Below are 15,964 nucleotides of genomic sequence, written 5' to 3' on the forward strand. Positions count from 1 at the left end.
GAGATCCTCATTCATTTGATGGCGGTGATGTTGACGCTGAGGAGATGCTCGACGCCGGCGGGGGGCGTCGCGCCCGAGATCTCGAGCATCTTGCGGGCGGCCTCGGGGTGCGTCTCCACGGCGATGGAGGTGAAGCCGGCCCGTTCCAGCCTCGCGACGTAATCGTCCAGCACGAGGGCACCTCCGATGCAGCCGACGAGGGCCTCCATGTCCTGGCGGACCGTCGCCTCGGGCTCGCGTCCCCAGGCCATGTCGGAGACCGCCAGCCGGCCGCCGGGCTTCAAGACGCGATGGATTTCGCGGAAGGCCCGGTCCTTGTCCGGCACCAGATTCAACACGCAGTTGCTGATCGTCACGTCGATGGAGGCGTCGTCGACCGGGAGCGACTCGATCTCCCCCTTGCGGAACTCGACGTTCGTCAGCCCCCCCCTCTCGGCGTTGCCCCGGGCCTTCTCGAGCATCGCGTCGGTCATGTCGACGCCGATCACTCGGCCGGTCGGGCCGACCTTCCTGGCCGCGAGGAAGCAGTCGAAGCCGGCGCCGCTGCCGAGGTCGAGCACGCTCTGCCCGGCCTTCAGGGCCGCGATCTCCTGCGGGTTCCCGCACGAGAGGCCGAGGTTCGCCCCCTCGGGCAGGGCGGCCAGTTCCTCCGGCGAGTAGCCGAAGCCGATGGCCAGGCCCTCGGCGTTGTCCGTGCAGCCGCAGAGCGAGCCGCAGGCACCCTCCCCCTTGGCGACCTTGCCGTATTGATCGCGGACCGTGGCCTTGATGGCCTCGGCGTCGTCCAGCATCTCCAGCGGGTTCGTTCCCATGGTCGTCTGTCCTTTGTATCCGCCTGGGCGGATATATTGGGTCAAAAAAATGCCGCGGCGTTCATTCGCCGCAGTAGGTCAACCCCGCGAGGCGCCGGCGGTCGCGGTCGACCCGGTCGGAGTCCTTGCAGGCGTCGATGCAGGTGAGGAGGCATTTGTGCAGGTCGCCGGCGGGCCGGGCGAGTCGGTAGTGGACCCAGAGGCCCTCCTTGCGGCCGACGACCAGGCCCCTGACGCGCAGGTAGGCGAGGTGCCGCGAGACCGTCGACTGCGGGAGCTCCAGGGCCTCGTGCAGGTGGCAGACGCACACCTCGCCCCCGGCCAGCAGGCTCAGGAGCCGCAGGCGTACCGGGTCGGCGAACGCCTTGAAAAGCTCGGTGCTGGCATCCAGGCTGTCGGCCGTCGGGTCGTTCATCCGCATAGCCGAATATAGTCGGGAGGCGGAGGGCTCGTCAACCCCCATCGATCCGGGGCCGAGGTCGATTCAGGGCCGTGTCCGGGCATCGTCCTGGTAAGGGGCGCAAGGATGTCCGGAAAACATTTACTTGGGAAGTTGACGTGGTGTGTGTTATAGATAATTTGGGTAAGTCGTGTTTATTAGGCAGATAGCCGATGCATGACTGTCCAGTCAGGGTCGTCCGAGGCTCGACGCGGCGAAGACTCGACGGGAGCCGACAACCTTCGGCCATCAGGCGGGGTTGGCGGATCGCGGTGCGCCCGCAGGTCCTTGCGGGGGTGCACGAGCGAGGTTCGGCGGCGTTGTGAAGGCCGACACCGAATTCTGAGGGGCGAGGCTACGACCATGGCGTTCCGACCGAAGGCTCTTTCCTTGTTCCACCTTGCGAAATCCGGGGCCAGAGCCGGGAGGCGGCAGGCGTCGCGACCCCGGCTGAATGCCGTCGAGACGCTGGAAGATCGGGAGCTGTTGTCGACGTTCGCGGTGACGAGCCTCGGGGATAACGGGGCGGGGACCCTGCGCCGGGCGATCCTCCAGGCGAACGCCACGCCGGGGCCGGATACGATCAGCTTCGACGTTGCCGGCACGATCCGGATAAGTCGGACCTCGCTCCCCGCGATCACCGACAGGGTGGCGATCGACGGGACGACGGCCCCAGGGTTCTCGGGGACGCCCGTCGTCGGCGTGAACTTCAGCGGGACGCTGGGGCTGAGGTTCAACCAGGGGTCGGACGGCTCGAGCCTCACGTCGCTCTCGCTGGTGCGTGCGAAGCAGGCCGGGGTGACGCTGAACGCCTCGCACATCGTCGTGCAGGGGAATTACATCGGGCTCATGACCAACGGCGTGACCGTGGCCGGGAACCGGGGCGACGGCATCCGCATCAACGCCGGGTCGCACGACAACCTGATCGGCCGCAAGGATCCGGTCAGCAGCGTCCAGTATTTCAACGCCTCGTCCGTCTCCATGCAGCCGGTCTCGGCCTGGCAGGGGATCCGCGAGAACCCCAACGCGAGCGGCCAGTACCTCATCGTCGGCACGTCGGGCAACAACGGCCTGCTCTACGAAGGGCCGATCAGCGGCGTCGGCGGGACGAGCTTCTCGGTGAACGTCCCGAACGCCAACTCGACCAGCGTCTACGGGCCGAACGTCGTCAAGGACGGCCTGATCCAGCTCGTCGGCAGTTACAAGGATGGTAACGACAAGGTCAACGGCTTCCTCTTCCAGGGGACGACGAGCGACCTCTCCAATCCCGGCGCGTATCGGACGATCGACTACCCGGGCGCGAAATACACGTACGTCCACAGCACGATGGGAGGCCTCGCCGTCGGCAACGCCGACGGGCCCGAGGGCAACGCCCCGCTCGGCACCGGCCACGCCTTCCTCTACGACGTCAACCAGGACAAGATCCTGACGGACATCGTCTATCCCGGCTCGACGACGACCACGGCCTACGGCATCTGGCAGAACGACACGCCGGGCGGCACGAGCTACACCATCTGCGGCGGCTACTCGGCCCCCGGCGACAAGGCCGACGGCCTCGCGCATGGATACCTCGTCGACTACGACTCGGCCACCGGCAAGTTCAGCAACTGGGCCTCGTTCCAGTACCCCAACGGCGCGGCGGGCAAGGACTTCATCAGCCACTTCGAGGGGATCAGCGGCGACCAGAAGGGGGTGTACACCCTCAACGCCGACTCGCTGCTCCTCGGCTCGAACGGCGGCGTCCAGGGCTCGTTCGTCACCGTCAGGCGCAACACCGACGGCTCATTCGGGCCGAGCACCTGGGTCGACCTGAACTACCCGGGAATCGACGGCGCCTTCAGCTCCAACTCGGTGGCGGGGAATCAGGTGGTGGGGGTCGTCGCGGGCAACGGCGGCGTCTTCTCGGCCCAGGCGAGCATCAACACCGGCTTCCAGCTCTCGAACGTCATCAGCGGCAACCAGGGCAACGGGATCGGGATCTACGGGGCCTCGGATAATCAGGTCGCGATGAATTACATCGGCACGGATCCGACCGGCAACGCCCGCCTCGGGAACGGGCAGAACGGGATCCTCGTGACGGCCGGGGCGACGAGGAACCTCATCGGCGGCGAGGCGACCGGCGGCAACGACCCGACGAAAGGGGTCTTCGTCAGGCCGCCGCAGGGGAACCTGATCTCGGGCAACCGCGGCAACGGCGTGCTGATCATCCACGGGGCGAATCACAACGTCCTGGCCGGCAACTTCGTCGGCACGACGGCCTCGGGCAACGCCGCGCTCGGGAACCGCCAGGACGGCGTGGCGATCGACAGGGCCGACAACAACCAGCTCCTCGGCTGCACCTTCCAGCAGGATCCGTTCGTCTTCTACAACGTGATCAGCGGCAACGGCGGCAACGGGGTCCGCGTCACCGACTCCAACGACACGACCATCCAGGCCAACTTCATGGGGGTCGGGGCCAACAACGCCACGCTCGTCCCCAACGGCGGCGACGGCCTCCTGGTCTCGGGCAGTTCGAGCGGGATCCAGGTCGGCGGCGTCATCCCGCTGGGCAACGTCATCTCGGGCAACCGCCGCAACGGCATCGAGGTGAAGGACCGGGCCACCGGGTTCGTCTCCTTCAACACCTTCGCGGGCCTCTATGCCTTCGGGGGCGCAGCTCCGAACGGCCAGAACGGGATCCTGATCACCTCGAGCGGCGGCAACAACCTGATCCGCACGAGCATCGTCTCGGGCAACGTCGGCAACGGCATCGTGCTGAGCGGGAACGCGACGGGGGTCCAGGTCACCGAGTCGGGCATCGGCACCAACACCGTGCTGACCCAGGAACTCCCCAACGGCGGCGACGGCATCCTGATCTCGGGCAAGGCGCATGACAACGCCATCGGCGGGTTCCAGGCCTCGATCGTGCCCCAGGTGACGATCTCGGCGAATGGCGGCTACGGCATCCGGGTCGTCGGCTCGGCCCGCAATAATCAGGTCGTGAACACGTTCATCGGCACGAGCGCGAAGGCGACCAAGAACCTGGCCAACCACCTGGGCGGGATCTACCTGGGACGGGGCACGTCGGGCACGACGATCGGCGGCACCGACCCGAACGACCGCAACGACATCCTCTTCAACGACGGCAACGGCGTGACGATCGCGTCGTCGACGGGCAACGTGCTGCTCGGCAACAACATCGGCTCGAATACGGGGTCGGGGGTCTTCGTGCAGGCCGGGCGCGGAACCGTGATCGGCTCGGCGACGGCGGGCAACTCGATCACCGGCAACGGCGTCGACGGCGTCTACCTCGCGTCGGACCTGACCGGCTCGAGGGTCGAGGGCAACGGCATCAGCGGCAACGTCGGCAACGGCGTGACCCTGGCCGGCACCCGTCGCGTCGTCATCGGCGGCAGCTCCCCCGGCGCCGGCAATCGGATCGACAAGAACCAGGGGTTCGGCCTCGCCGCCTTCGGCATCTGCACCGACACCGTCGTCCAGCAGAATGTGATCGTCGACAACACGCAAGGTAACGTCGATCTCTCCAAGTCGACCGGCGTGACCTACCTCAGCTAAGTCGACCGGGTCGACCAATCTCATTCGAGAAAAAGGCGGCTTCCTCGCGGCAACCTTCGCATAGGTATGCACGCGAGGAAGCCGCCGCCGTTTGATCGTCGGGGTCTTCCTGAGCGTTATCCCCGCCTGGCTGGATTTTGGCCGATTTCCTGGCTGTTTGAGCCAGGGGCTGGCTGCGCGTTCTCAGTCGTCGCCTGGTCCGTACTCCTCGATGATGGCGTCCGTCGAGAGGGTCAACCATCGCTCTTTTTCATCCAGGAGGTCCTTCGATTTGTGGCCGGTGGGATCGCGTTGGGGATACTCCCGGATGAGGGCTTGCTTCGCCTTGATGACCGCCAGAGCCGCGAGGCGCAGATTCTCCGCGGCCTTGGAAATGTGGTGCGAGTTTTCCTTGCGTTTGACCACGCCGCGAAGCCGGCCGAGTTTCCGATCGTAGTAATCCAACTTCCTGTCCGGTTGCGAGTGCTCATTGACTGACCAGCCCATTCTTCGCAATCGCCTCCGCTCAAGGTTGGGTTGAGGAACGGCATCCTCGGATAGACACGACGCGGCCGATCGGGTTCGCGTCAGGACGCCTGGCGAGGCTGGCGATGGGTCGTCTCGGGCGGACGCACGGGGCTCGCTTGAGGAGATTTCGCCGATATCATAAGATTTCAGCGCAGGGCATTACGTAGATGTTTAAGGATTGAGGCAATTCGCATGCGGAAATGGAACCGCCGTCGGATCGTGCGATGGCTGGCGATCGCGGCGGGATTCTGGGTTCTGCTCTTCGTCGTCTGGCCGCTGGGCGTCGGCTGGAACCGGAAAACGACGCTGCTCTCCGCGATGCGATCGGCCAGCAGCGTCATCGTCGAGGAGTTCAGCGACGTCGACGGCCGGGTGCTCGGCGGGCTCGAACTGGATGCGGCGCGGCGAGCGGAACTCCTGCGAATCCTGCCCAGGGCCATGCCGCGAGGCTTCGGATATACGTTCAAGCTTTGCTTCGTGCCGCATCACCGGATCGTCGCCCGAACCCCCGGCAAACCTGACTTCGTGATGACGATCTGCTTCTTCTGCGACCAGGCGACGAACGATGGTTTTTGGATCTATGACATGCGGCCCTCGGGAAGTAAGGCCTTGAGCGATTTCCTCCGGGCGAACGGCATCCGCGTCCAGACCCTCGAGGAATACGGGAATGACTATTCGCAGTGAGGCCATGCTTCGGGGAGTCATTGTTTCCATCAGGGAATTCGCGCGGCACCCGAACCATCCGTAAGCCGCCGAGGGATGAGGGAGGAGCTTCGCGAGCGGAATGAGCCTCGACGCAACTCGTGACAGTGACGCGATGAAGTGCGGGGACAACGTCGCGACGGCCTCCCCTCCGGGCGGATATGCTCCAAGAGAGGTCGGCCGCCTCCCCGAGAAATACCGGACGTCGTCGGTCGGGTTGAGCCGGGGGCCGGGTTGATCTGAGCCGCGCCGGGATTCGTCGAGGCATGCGTTGCGGAATGACGACGGCCGAGGTCTCCGCCTCGGCCGTCGTGGCAGGCTCCGTCATTGCCTCGGCCGGGGCGCGGGGGATGGGTCGGAGCCCGCTTTGTCACCACATCATCACGGCGAATTCGCCCGAATCGAAGCTGGAATAGAGGCGGATCCGCAGGACGTAGCGCCGGCCCGAGACGAGACGCGTGCGGATCTCGGCGTTGCGATCGGTGCCGCTGTCGTCGTCGCCGTCGACGTAGCGGAGGTCGCCGTTGACGTCTTCGAAGAGGACCATCACCGTGTCGGCCCCGCCGAAGGTCCGCAACGTGTAGGTGCGCGAGGCGGGGGGACTGATGTTGAAATTCGCCTGCTGGGCGGGGTTCAACCTCAGGCTTTGCGAGCCGAACGGCTTCAGCTCGGGGTTGCCCGAATCCTCGAGGGCCGGATAGAAGACCTTGGCCTGGGAGAGGTCGTGCGGCGACAAGCCGCCGTGGGGCCGGAGGCCCTGGCGATACTGGTCGGGTTCCTGGATCAGGCCGGGCTCGAAGGCATAATGCATGATCGAGTCGGGATCCCACTGCGTACCCTGGACCTCGGACGTCGAGAGCTTGCGCAAGATGTTGTATTCGGTGACCTGATGCGTCCAGTTATTCGGCGGCCCGCCGAAGTAGCGGTAGACGGCCTCCTCGTCCCAGACGATCCCCGAGAACGGGTTCTGGTGCTCGTGGGGGAACCCGAGCGTGTGGCCGATCTCGTGGACCGGCACGTCGACCCCGCGCGGGTCGGTCCGCAGGTCCCAGCCGAAGTTCATCGTGCGTTCATTCTGGCCGGCCACGTCGATCACGTCGCGGCCGATGTACGACCAGGCGCCATCCCCCTGGACGAAGCCGATCCGGACCTCGGCCGAGCCGGGATCCTTCACCTCCTCGAATCGGATCCCGATCCCGATATTCTTCCAGACATCGAAGCCTCGCCTGACGAAGTCCTTCTGCTCGTCGCCCCCGGCCGACGTGCCGCCGAGGAAGCAGTACCGCAGCTTGGTGCCATTCACCCACTTCTTGCTGATGACCTGGATGAGGCCTTGCCGGTCGAGCGAGACCTCGGGCCCGAACGTCCGCGGCTGCGTGGGGGGCACCGCGCAGTAGCCGAGCCGGGCCGTCTCCTGCTCCGGCTCCTGCTCGGGCTCATAGGCCCCGTCGCCATTGCCGATCTTCAGGAGCCGCCGCTCCAGCTCGTTGATCCGCTTCTCGAGGTCGGTCGCCGTCGCCTGGCGAACCGGATTGGCCGCGGCCCGCGGGGCCGCCGCCGCCGTCGCCGCGGGCCCGGCCCCCTGCAGCAACGACTCGAGGCGTTCGATCCGGCCCGCCAGGTCGTCGCGCTTGCCCGCCCTAACCCTGGTTGCATCGACCATTTCGTGATCCTTTCATTTCAACGATCGGTCCACCCGTCCCGAATCTATCCGGAATACCTGTGGTGTCAAAACATATTTCGGAAGAATTGATGCGATTTGGGCGCCGCCCGCACCAGTTCGGCGACGAGTAAGCCGGGGTAGGCCCGCATCGAATGACGATGGCGACCGTGCTACTGCAAATTCATGCTTGGTATCAATGCTCCTCGCCTTCGGCGTCGTCGCCTCGGCCTGCGCCATCAGGAACCTCCGCCGACGCAAGGCTGCTGGGCGATGAGACAAGGGCGGGCCGTCGCCCGATCCATTCCGGCGGGCTCCGCCTTCGGGTAGGATCCGGGAAAGGAGCTCGCCCATGCGTCTTCTGGCTGAGAGAGAGGATGTGTCGCGGACGAGCACGAGCGGTCACATGGGCGGGCGTCTCGAAAGTAGGTAGGAAGACTCATCCGGCCTTCTGGCGCGTGGCCCAGTAGGCGGCCCATTGGTGGTTCCCGCGGAGATTATTCCATGCCTCGGAACTCTCTGCCGCCGGCATGACTTTCCCGACGATCCCTTATCTTGCGTCCCAGCCGCCGAATCCTAGAGTTGAACCTCGTCGGTCCAGCCCGTTCGATGCCCGCTCGCCGCCGGAGATACGGACAATCATGAGCCTGAAGCAGAAGGTGACGCAGCTCGTCGCCTGCTACGGTGCCCCCACCAAGTTCGCCGTGGAAACGATCCTGTCGGCGGTCCTGCCGGGGAGTCCGGCCGTCGTGAACCTGGTGCTCAAGTTCATCGATTGCGCCCGAGAGACCTCCAAGGACATCATCGACTACGATCCGGGCCAGGAGCCGGCCACCACGCCGGCCGACCTGGAACGGGTCGAGCAGATGCTTGAGTTGCTCACCGACGACCTCCATCGGCTCGTGGCGCAGGTCGCCGCCCTCGCGGACCTGCCCGAAGCGGCCCGCCGCCTGCTCGACGTGGCCCTGCGGACGGACGAGCACAGCCGGAAGGCCCTCGATCGCCTGGCCGCTCTCGCCAGGCGCTTCGACCGCCTCGAAGAGCAGAACCGGCGCCTCCTCGAAGGCCAGGGCTACATGGCCGGGATGCTCGAAGATCTCCTGCCCACGATGAACCGGCTGGCCGGGATGATGGATTTCGTCGAGGACCTGATCGCCCTCGGTGTCTCCCCCCAATCCTTCCAATCGGGCCTCCATCGCTACCGCCTCGCCGCGCAGGCCGTGAGCCGGGGTCAAGCCGCCGAGGCGGTCGGCACCCTCCGCACCCTCTGCGACGAACAGCCCAGATCCTCGGCCGCCTTCGTCGGCGTCGCCGCCTCGTACGCCGCCGGTATGGACCCGGTCTCGGCCCAAGGTTCCCTCAAGGTCGCCATGGATCTTCGGCCCGATGATCCGGAACTCCTCGAGCTGGACCGTCGGATCACCCGAGCCGTCACCCGCCTCACCAGAGTCCAGGCTTCCGATCCGCCGGCACCGGGCACGTCCACGGGCCTTCCCAAGGTCGGCGATTCGCTCGACGGCTGGCAGCTCGACGCCCTCCTCGGGCAAGGGGGCATGGGCCTGGTCTTCCGCGCGACCCGCAACGGCCAGGTCGCGGCGCTGAAGATCCTGAACGCCCAGCTCTCGGGCCACCCCGACTTCATCGATCGTTTCAAGCGCGAGATCAAGGCCCTCATCCGCCTCGGCGGCCACCCGAACATCGTCGACATCGGGACCTTCGGCTACGCCCCCGATCGCGGCTGCTGGTACATCGTCATGAAGTGGGTGGACGGCCTCTCCCTCGAGCATCACCTCGCGCGTCACGGCGGCCTCACCCCCGACCGGGCCCGCGACCTGTTCCTCGCCCTGGCCGACGGCCTGGTCGCCGCCCATCGCCAGGGGATCGTTCATCGCGACGTCAAGCCGGACAACATCCTCCTCCCCGACGAAGGTCCCCCCGTCCTCGTCGATTTCGGCCTGGCGACGATCCAGGGCGACCTCGCCGTCACGAGACCCAACTTCACCCCCGGCCACACCGCCGCCTTCGCCGCCCCCGAGCAAATCCGCAAAGGACAGGCCGACACGCGCAGCGACGTCTATTCCCTGGCCGCCTCGCTGTATTACGCCCTCGCCTACGCCGATCGCCGGCGCCGAGAGCCCGACCTGTACGACGCCGACCTCGTCCCGCCCGAGTTGCAACCCTTGCTGACGAAAGCGATGCACCGCGACCCCGAGCATCGCTACCGCAACGCCGCCGAGTTTCGAGAAGCCCTCGATGCCGCCTGCAGACCACGTCTCCTCGAGATCAAGATCCCCGGAACCTGGTCCTCTCGTCCCGCCGACGAAGCCTCGTCAGAATGGGTCAAAATCACGCAAACCCCAGCAACTGTCGAGATCTTATCCAATTACAAATATTCATTCAGGCTTGAGAATTCTGCCGACGCGGAAAGTCGTCAACTGTCGGGCCTGGCGATTTTCTCGGCCGTCCCTGAATTTCAGGAACTGACCCTGAGCGATAATCAAGCGGTGACCGATGCCGGGTTGGCATACTTGCGGAGCCTTACCCGGCTTCACACGCTGACCTTGCACAACTGTGGGCAAGTGACCGATGCCGGGCTCGCATACCTACAAAGTCTTGCCCGGCTTCACACGCTGAACCTGACCTGGAGCGGAAAGGTGACCGATGCCGGGCTCACACACTTGCGGGGCCTCACCCGGCTTCACACGCTGAACCTGTCCGGCTGCAAGCAAGTCACCGACGACGGGCTCGCACACCTGCGGAGCCTCACCCAGCTTCACACGCTATACCTCACTTTATGTAAGCAATTGACCGATGCCGGCCTGGAACACTTGCAAAGCCTCACCCAGCTTCGCACGCTGATCCTGTCAGACTGCAGGCAAGTCACCGACACCGGGCTCGCACATTTGCGTGGCCTTACCCAGCTTGACACATTGTATCTGTCCTTCTGTAAGCCAGTGACCGACGCCGGGCTGGCACACCTGCGAAGTCTCACCCGGCTTCAAACGCTGGACCTGTCCGGCTGTGAGCAAGTGACCGACGCCGGGCTGGCACACCTGCGGGGCCTCACCCAGCTTCACACGCTGAGCCTCTACAACTGCGAGCAAGTGACCGATGCCGGGCTGGCACACCTGCGGGGCCTCACTCGGCTTCGCAAGCTGGACCTGTCCGGCTGCAAGCAAGTCACCGACGCAGAAAGGGCCTATTGGGAGCGGTCGCGTTGATGACTCGGAAAAGCCAGGAACAGGTTTCTAAGGTTTTACGATCGCTTGATTGATGCGAATCTCCGACTGCATGGCGGATCCGCTCAGCGCCCCATCTCGCGGGCGTGCCAGCCGATGGCGTAGAGGTGGTCGAGGTGGAGGGGGTTGAGGCTGTGGGGCACGGCCACCGTGCGGAGGCTCGGGTTGATCGGGTCGAAGGGGCGGGCCCCGACCGTGTAGTTCACCAGCATCCCGGAGGACGGGTCGCCCCCCCTCACGACGATCTTCACGCTGAGGTCCGGACCGGCCTGACCCAGGATCGAGGCCGCAAGGAGTGTGGCAAGAGAGATCATGTCGGCTCGGTGGTGCCTGACCTGGTTGTCGTGATTGACCCTCGGTGGTCGACCCCCATTCCGTCGCGCAATTCTAAAGCGCGGCCGACACGCTCGCGGCGATTAATCGGATCGTCCGGACCCCAAGCGGCGAAAGATTTTGGGATGAGCCGATGGACGTCGACGATCTCTCAACCTGGACGGCGAACGGCTTGTACGACCCCGTTGGACAGGGAGAGAAGTCAAATAGGCATAAATCCGAAACTTGCATGACGCACGCCGGATCGCCAGGGCCCGCGGGATCACGCCCGAGGACGCCATGGCGGTCGATCCTGTTCTCTCGTCATACTCGTCCTCTGGGAAGAATGACCCCACGCCGAGGCGCCTGGCATCGGCGTTGAACCGCTTCGGGCTTCCGAGGCCGAAGTCGGATCGGGCCCTTCTTCTCGGATCGTCGGCGACGAGCCTTGTCGCAGATTCATACCCGCGTCGTCGCATCAATGCGATCGTCCTCAATCATGGGATCAGCCCCGACGAGCGGAAGCCGGCGATGATCGCATCATAGAGCGCGAGATCCGAGCGGCTCCTCGCCATCAGTTGCGCACCGACGACGGCGGCGTAGATCGCGCGGGCGCGGGCCTCGGCCGCCCTCGGGGCCACCACGGATGCGGCGATCAGGTTCTTGCGGAGCCAGGCTATGTTCACGTCGGCGAAGGTCTGCACTTCGACCTTCAACGCTTCCGGCAGGTCGTCGTACTCGGCGGCCATGAAGCTGCAGAGGCACATGCGATTCTCGTTCGCGAGCGCCCGGCGGAAGGTCTCCGGATAGCGCTTCAGGCCGGAGAGCGGATCGGAGGCCGATAACGCCTCGAGCTCCGCCGACGATTCCTCCCAGTAGCGCCGGGCGATCGCCACGCCGAGATCCTCCTTGCTCGGGAAGTGGTGGTAAAGGCTCGCCGCCTTGATGCCCACCTTCTCCGCGATGTCCCGGAAATTCAGCCCGCCGTAGCCGCGCGCCTGGGCGATCTCCCTCCCGGCCGCCATGATCTTCTCGCGAGAGTCCGTGCTCATTTCAATATCCCCCGCCGGATCGACCTCGGATCGGAATCCGGGTATTGACCCCACATCGTTCGACCCCTACAGTTAGTCTACCAACCACTTGGTAGGGAGGAAACCGATGACTGCCGAAATCGTCCGATTCGACGCAACGAAGCTGGCGGAGATGATCCGGGGCCGCGAGGTCTCGCCGGTCGAGGTCGTGCGGGCGCACCTCGATCGCATCGAGGCCGTCGACCCGAAGATCAACGCGATCGTCACGGTCGCCGAGGGGGCGCTCGAGGCCGCGAGGGCGGCCGAGGCGGCGGTCCTGGCGGGGGAGGAACTCGGGCCCTTGCACGGGGTCCCGTTCACCGCGAAGGACTCGATCGACACCGCCGGGGTGCTCACCCAGCGCGGCTCGCCGATCTTCAGGGGGCGGATCCCCGAGGCCGACGCCACGAGCGTCGCGCGCCTGAAGGCGGCGGGGGGGATCCTGCTCGCGAAGACGAACCTGCCGGAGTTCTCTTATTCGACGGAGACCGACAACCTGCTCACCGGCCGGACGAACAACCCCTGGAACCTCGACCGGACGCCCGGCGGTTCGAGCGGCGGGGAGTCGGCGGCGATCGCGGCGGGGATGTCGCCGCTGGGGCTCGGCTCCGACCTCGCCATCTCCGTGCGAGGCCCCGCCGCGCACACGGGGATCGCCGCACTCAAGGCCACGCATGGGCGGATCCCGATGACCGGGCTCTGGCCCAGGGCCCCGCGTCGGTTCTGGCACGTCGGCCCGATGGCAAGGACCGTCCGCGACCTCGCGCTGGCCTACTCGCTCCTCGCCGGCCCCGACGGCTCCGACGGCCTATCGTCGAGCCCCCTCGCGCTGGACACGGGGGCCCCGCCCGATCGACCCCTCCGCGTCGGCTGGCTCGTCGAGCCCGGCTTCGGCCCGATCGACGCCGAGGTCGCCGCGACCGTCCGTGCGGCGGCCGACGCCCTCAAGACCGCGGGCGTCCACGTCGAGCCGGCGCGGATCCCGGGCCTCGAGCGCGACGACGCCCTCGACGTCTTCTATCGCCTGCATGTGATGGAGGTGAAGCCCGCCTTCGCCGAGGCCACCGCCGGCCACGAGCATGAGATGTTCGCCATTTCCAGGGGGATGCTCGCGACCCCCGATACCTCCATCGAGGATTACGTCCAGGCGGAACTGGCGGCCGAGCGCCTGAAGGACGGCTTCGCCGCGTATTTCCGGCGGTTCGACGCCTTGCTATGCCCGGTGCTGCCGATCCCCGCGCACGAGCATGGGCTTTCGGAGTTCGTCATCAACGGCCAGGTCGTGCCCGCGAAGCACATCCAGGGCGCGACCGTGCCGTTCAACGTGACGGGGCTCCCGGCCCTCTCGATGCGGTTCGGGACGAGCCGCGAGGGCCTCCCGATCGGCGTCCAGCTCGTCGCAAACTGGCTGGCCGAGTCGACGGTTTTGCGCCTGGCCTCGACCCTCGAATCGATCAGCCCCGACCGCGACCTCCGCCCGATTGTCTAAGGCGAGGATATGAAAACCTCGACATGGTCGCACGCGGAGGCCGAGCCGCCCCGCGTGCCCGTGTGCGGGATGCGCCGGGCCCCGGGGGGCTCGGCAAGATCCTGGAGTGATCCGAGGCCGGAGGCCATGGCCTGGGAGGGCCCATCCTCGGGGCGGTTGTTTACGGGCGACGGGCGAGCGACATCCATCAACGCGTCGACGTCAATTGCGGGTGAAGTCGGGCCGGGGCCGGTGTCGGGGTTCGAACCCTTTGCGGCTCGGCAGCGGCTCGGGCCCGCCTTGGATCTTCCGACGGCGAGACTGCATCGCGAACCGGATGATCAGGCAAGACGACTCGAATTGCTTCCGTGCGAAGACCATGTCCCTCGTGTCGAATTCATTCGTGTCCACGTTTCGCCCCCGTGGTCGTCAACCGTGGAGATTGTGTCTTGAGATGATCGATCCATGAAACGAACTCGCCGCGACGATGTCAAGAGTTGCCCACTCCGAAAATGTCGGGGAAAATCCCTCGACTGGAGTCGAGCCTCAACCCCTCTCCGATGTCGTGGGCGATTGCAGGATGACGGGCGGCGGCTTACGATAAAGCGATTGTCCAAGGTTGAGGTGAGATTGATGCGACGATGGGGCGTCTTGACCTGTATCGCGATCGCCCTGGCGGGGCCCATGCTCAGCCAGGCGAAGCTCGCGTACGGCCTGACGCTTTCGGTCGCCGAGATCGGCCGGCTCCTGATGGAGTCGGCGGAGGAGCAGGGGGACGAGGCCTACGACGGCTCCGAGGTCGTCGCGCTCGTCGCGAACCCCGAGACCGGCCTGGAGGCGCCGAGGGCCTCGACGGCTCCCTTCGACCTGACGATGAACCCGCCGGCAGCATCGACCCTCCTCCTGGCGAGCGAGGCCGCCCGGCCTCGCCGCGAGCGCCGGCGCTGGCCTCCGTCGGCGCCGACGCGCCAGGCCTGGCTGCAAATCTACCGATTCTGAGCCGGCTCGATCGGGCTCCGACGTCGCGCGGCGGGAATCCGCCGGCGTCGACGTCACGACGAAACCCCGTTGCGTCGCCCGCCGATCGGGCTGCGCATCCATCGAGCCGAATCCATCAGAACCGGAGATTCATCGTAATGCGTCGATTCAAGTCCGCGCGTCGACAGGGCGGCTTCACGCTCATCGAATTGCTCGTGGTCATCGCCATCATCGCCGCCCTGATCGCCTTGCTCCTCCCCGCGGTGCAGGCGGCCCGCGAGGCGGCCAGGCGTGCCCAGTGCACGAACAACCTGAAGCAGATCGGCCTGGCGATGCACAACTATCACTCGGCGGTCGACACCTTCCCCCCCGGCTACGTGAGCCGGCTGCAGGGCACCGCGTCGACGGCCCCCGAGCTCGGCCCCGGCTGGGCCTGGGGGGCGATGATCCTCGACCGCCTCGAACAGGCCCCGCTCTATCAGGGTTTGAACTTCAGCCTCGCGATCACCGACCCCGGCTCGAGGACGGTCCGCACCACCGGGCTCTCGGCGTACCTCTGCCCGAGTTCCGTCGGCAGCGGGCCGGTCTCGGTGCTCGACGACTCTGGGGCCTCGCTCGCGAGCGACCTCTCTCCGAGCCAGTACATCGCCTGCGCGGGGCAGTTCGAGGTCGGCGACTCGCCGGCCGATAACAACGGCCTCTTCTTCCGAAACAGCCGGGTCGGCCTGCGCGATATCCGCGACGGCTCGAGCCAGACCTTGATGGCCGGCGAGCGCTCGCGGAACGTCGCCGACGCCACCTGGCTGGGCGCGCTCCCCTCCGGCCGGTTCTGCACCAGGCCGACCTTCCGGCCGACGACCGAGTGCGAGCCCTCGTGCGCGATGGTCCTCGGCCACACGGGCCCCGACCCGACCGGCACCTGGGTCGACACGCCCAATTACAAGGGTGCCGGCGCCGACGACTTCTGGAGCCTCCACCCCGGCGGCGCCAACTTCCTTTTTTGCGACGGCTCCGTCCGATTCATCAAGGAGAGCGTGAATCCGCAAATCTTCAGCTACCTCTCGACCCGCGCCGGCGGCGAGGTCATCAGCTCCGACCAGTATTGATCGAGGTATATCCTGCTGCTGACGTGCCGGGCGTCGGCCATAGTTCTCCCCGAAGCCCCCGGCAATGATCCCGCCGGCGGCTTCGCCGGCCCATTTTTTCTCCCAGTGAAGCGATT

13 protein-coding genes are annotated in these 15,964 nt (G+C 66.2%); 6 read left to right on the forward strand and 7 right to left on the reverse strand.

The window, feature by feature from the left end; all coding sequences use genetic code 11:
* Positions 1 to 11 precede the first annotated feature (11 nt).
* Entirely contained in the window at positions 12 to 812 is an 801-nt protein-coding gene (gene arsM / locus ACOYYX_RS07055; RefSeq protein ID WP_422929224.1) for an arsenite methyltransferase, read from the reverse strand.
* Between the two features lie 61 nt (positions 813 to 873).
* Positions 874 to 1,227, reverse strand: coding sequence for an ArsR/SmtB family transcription factor (locus ACOYYX_RS07060; RefSeq protein WP_422929225.1), 354 nt, complete (start codon positions 1,225 to 1,227; stop codon positions 874 to 876).
* 387 nt (positions 1,228 to 1,614) lie between these two features.
* Between ACOYYX_RS07060 and ACOYYX_RS07065 the strand changes: the two genes are divergently transcribed.
* Positions 1,615 to 4,806 (forward strand): beta strand repeat-containing protein, encoded by a 3,192-nt coding sequence (locus ACOYYX_RS07065; RefSeq protein ID WP_422929226.1) that lies wholly within the window; start codon positions 1,615 to 1,617, stop codon positions 4,804 to 4,806.
* Between the two features lie 183 nt (positions 4,807 to 4,989).
* Here the strand turns inward: ACOYYX_RS07065 and ACOYYX_RS07070 are convergent, their stop codons facing one another.
* Positions 4,990 to 5,292: a hypothetical protein gene (locus tag ACOYYX_RS07070; RefSeq protein WP_422929227.1), complete on the reverse strand. Its 303-nt coding sequence runs from the start codon at positions 5,290 to 5,292 to the stop codon at positions 4,990 to 4,992.
* Positions 5,293 to 5,505: 213 nt separating this feature from the next.
* Here ACOYYX_RS07070 and ACOYYX_RS07075 point away from each other — a divergent pair, with 213 nt between their 5' ends.
* A complete protein-coding gene (locus ACOYYX_RS07075) occupies positions 5,506 to 5,997 on the forward strand; it encodes a hypothetical protein (protein ID WP_422929228.1) in 492 nt (163 codons plus the stop codon).
* Between the two features lie 388 nt (positions 5,998 to 6,385).
* Here ACOYYX_RS07075 and ACOYYX_RS07080 read toward each other — a convergent pair whose 3' ends face one another.
* Positions 6,386 to 7,678, reverse strand: coding sequence for a M12 family metallopeptidase (locus ACOYYX_RS07080; protein WP_422929229.1), 1,293 nt, complete (start codon positions 7,676 to 7,678; stop codon positions 6,386 to 6,388).
* Positions 7,679 to 8,316: 638 nt separating this feature from the next.
* On the opposite strand from ACOYYX_RS07080, the gene ACOYYX_RS07085 reads away from it, so the two are divergent.
* A complete protein-coding gene (locus ACOYYX_RS07085; protein ID WP_422929230.1) occupies positions 8,317 to 10,896 on the forward strand; it encodes a protein kinase domain-containing protein in 2,580 nt (859 codons plus the stop codon).
* Between the two features lie 83 nt (positions 10,897 to 10,979).
* On the opposite strand, the gene ACOYYX_RS07090 is transcribed toward ACOYYX_RS07085, so the two are convergent.
* Both ACOYYX_RS07090 and ACOYYX_RS07095 read right to left on the reverse strand, forming a co-directional pair.
* Positions 10,980 to 11,228: a hypothetical protein gene (locus ACOYYX_RS07090; RefSeq protein WP_422929231.1), complete on the reverse strand. Its 249-nt coding sequence runs from the start codon at positions 11,226 to 11,228 to the stop codon at positions 10,980 to 10,982.
* A 495-nt stretch (positions 11,229 to 11,723) separates the two neighbouring features.
* Positions 11,724 to 12,278 (reverse strand): TetR/AcrR family transcriptional regulator, encoded by a 555-nt coding sequence (locus tag ACOYYX_RS07095; RefSeq protein WP_422929232.1) that lies wholly within the window; start codon positions 12,276 to 12,278, stop codon positions 11,724 to 11,726.
* A 106-nt stretch (positions 12,279 to 12,384) separates the two neighbouring features.
* Here ACOYYX_RS07095 and ACOYYX_RS07100 point away from each other — a divergent pair, with 106 nt between their 5' ends.
* Positions 12,385 to 13,785, forward strand: a complete 1,401-nt coding sequence (locus ACOYYX_RS07100; protein WP_422929233.1) for an amidase — start codon at positions 12,385 to 12,387, stop codon at positions 13,783 to 13,785.
* 201 nt (positions 13,786 to 13,986) lie between these two features.
* On the opposite strand, the gene ACOYYX_RS07105 is transcribed toward ACOYYX_RS07100, so the two are convergent.
* Complete coding sequence (locus ACOYYX_RS07105; RefSeq protein ID WP_422929234.1) at positions 13,987 to 14,175, reverse strand: hypothetical protein; 189 nt, start codon at positions 14,173 to 14,175, stop codon at positions 13,987 to 13,989.
* 240 nt (positions 14,176 to 14,415) lie between these two features.
* Between ACOYYX_RS07105 and ACOYYX_RS07110 the strand changes: the two genes are divergently transcribed.
* Both ACOYYX_RS07110 and ACOYYX_RS07115 read left to right on the forward strand, forming a co-directional pair.
* Positions 14,416 to 14,763, forward strand: a complete 348-nt coding sequence (locus tag ACOYYX_RS07110) for a hypothetical protein (protein ID WP_422929235.1) — start codon at positions 14,416 to 14,418, stop codon at positions 14,761 to 14,763.
* Between the two features lie 137 nt (positions 14,764 to 14,900).
* Positions 14,901 to 15,848 (forward strand): DUF1559 domain-containing protein, encoded by a 948-nt coding sequence (locus ACOYYX_RS07115; protein WP_422929236.1) that lies wholly within the window; start codon positions 14,901 to 14,903, stop codon positions 15,846 to 15,848.
* The last annotated feature ends 116 nt before the right edge of the window (positions 15,849 to 15,964 follow it).

The organism is Singulisphaera chitinilytica, from assembly GCF_049331405.1.
Lineage (GTDB): Bacteria > Planctomycetota > Planctomycetia > Isosphaerales > Isosphaeraceae > PoT.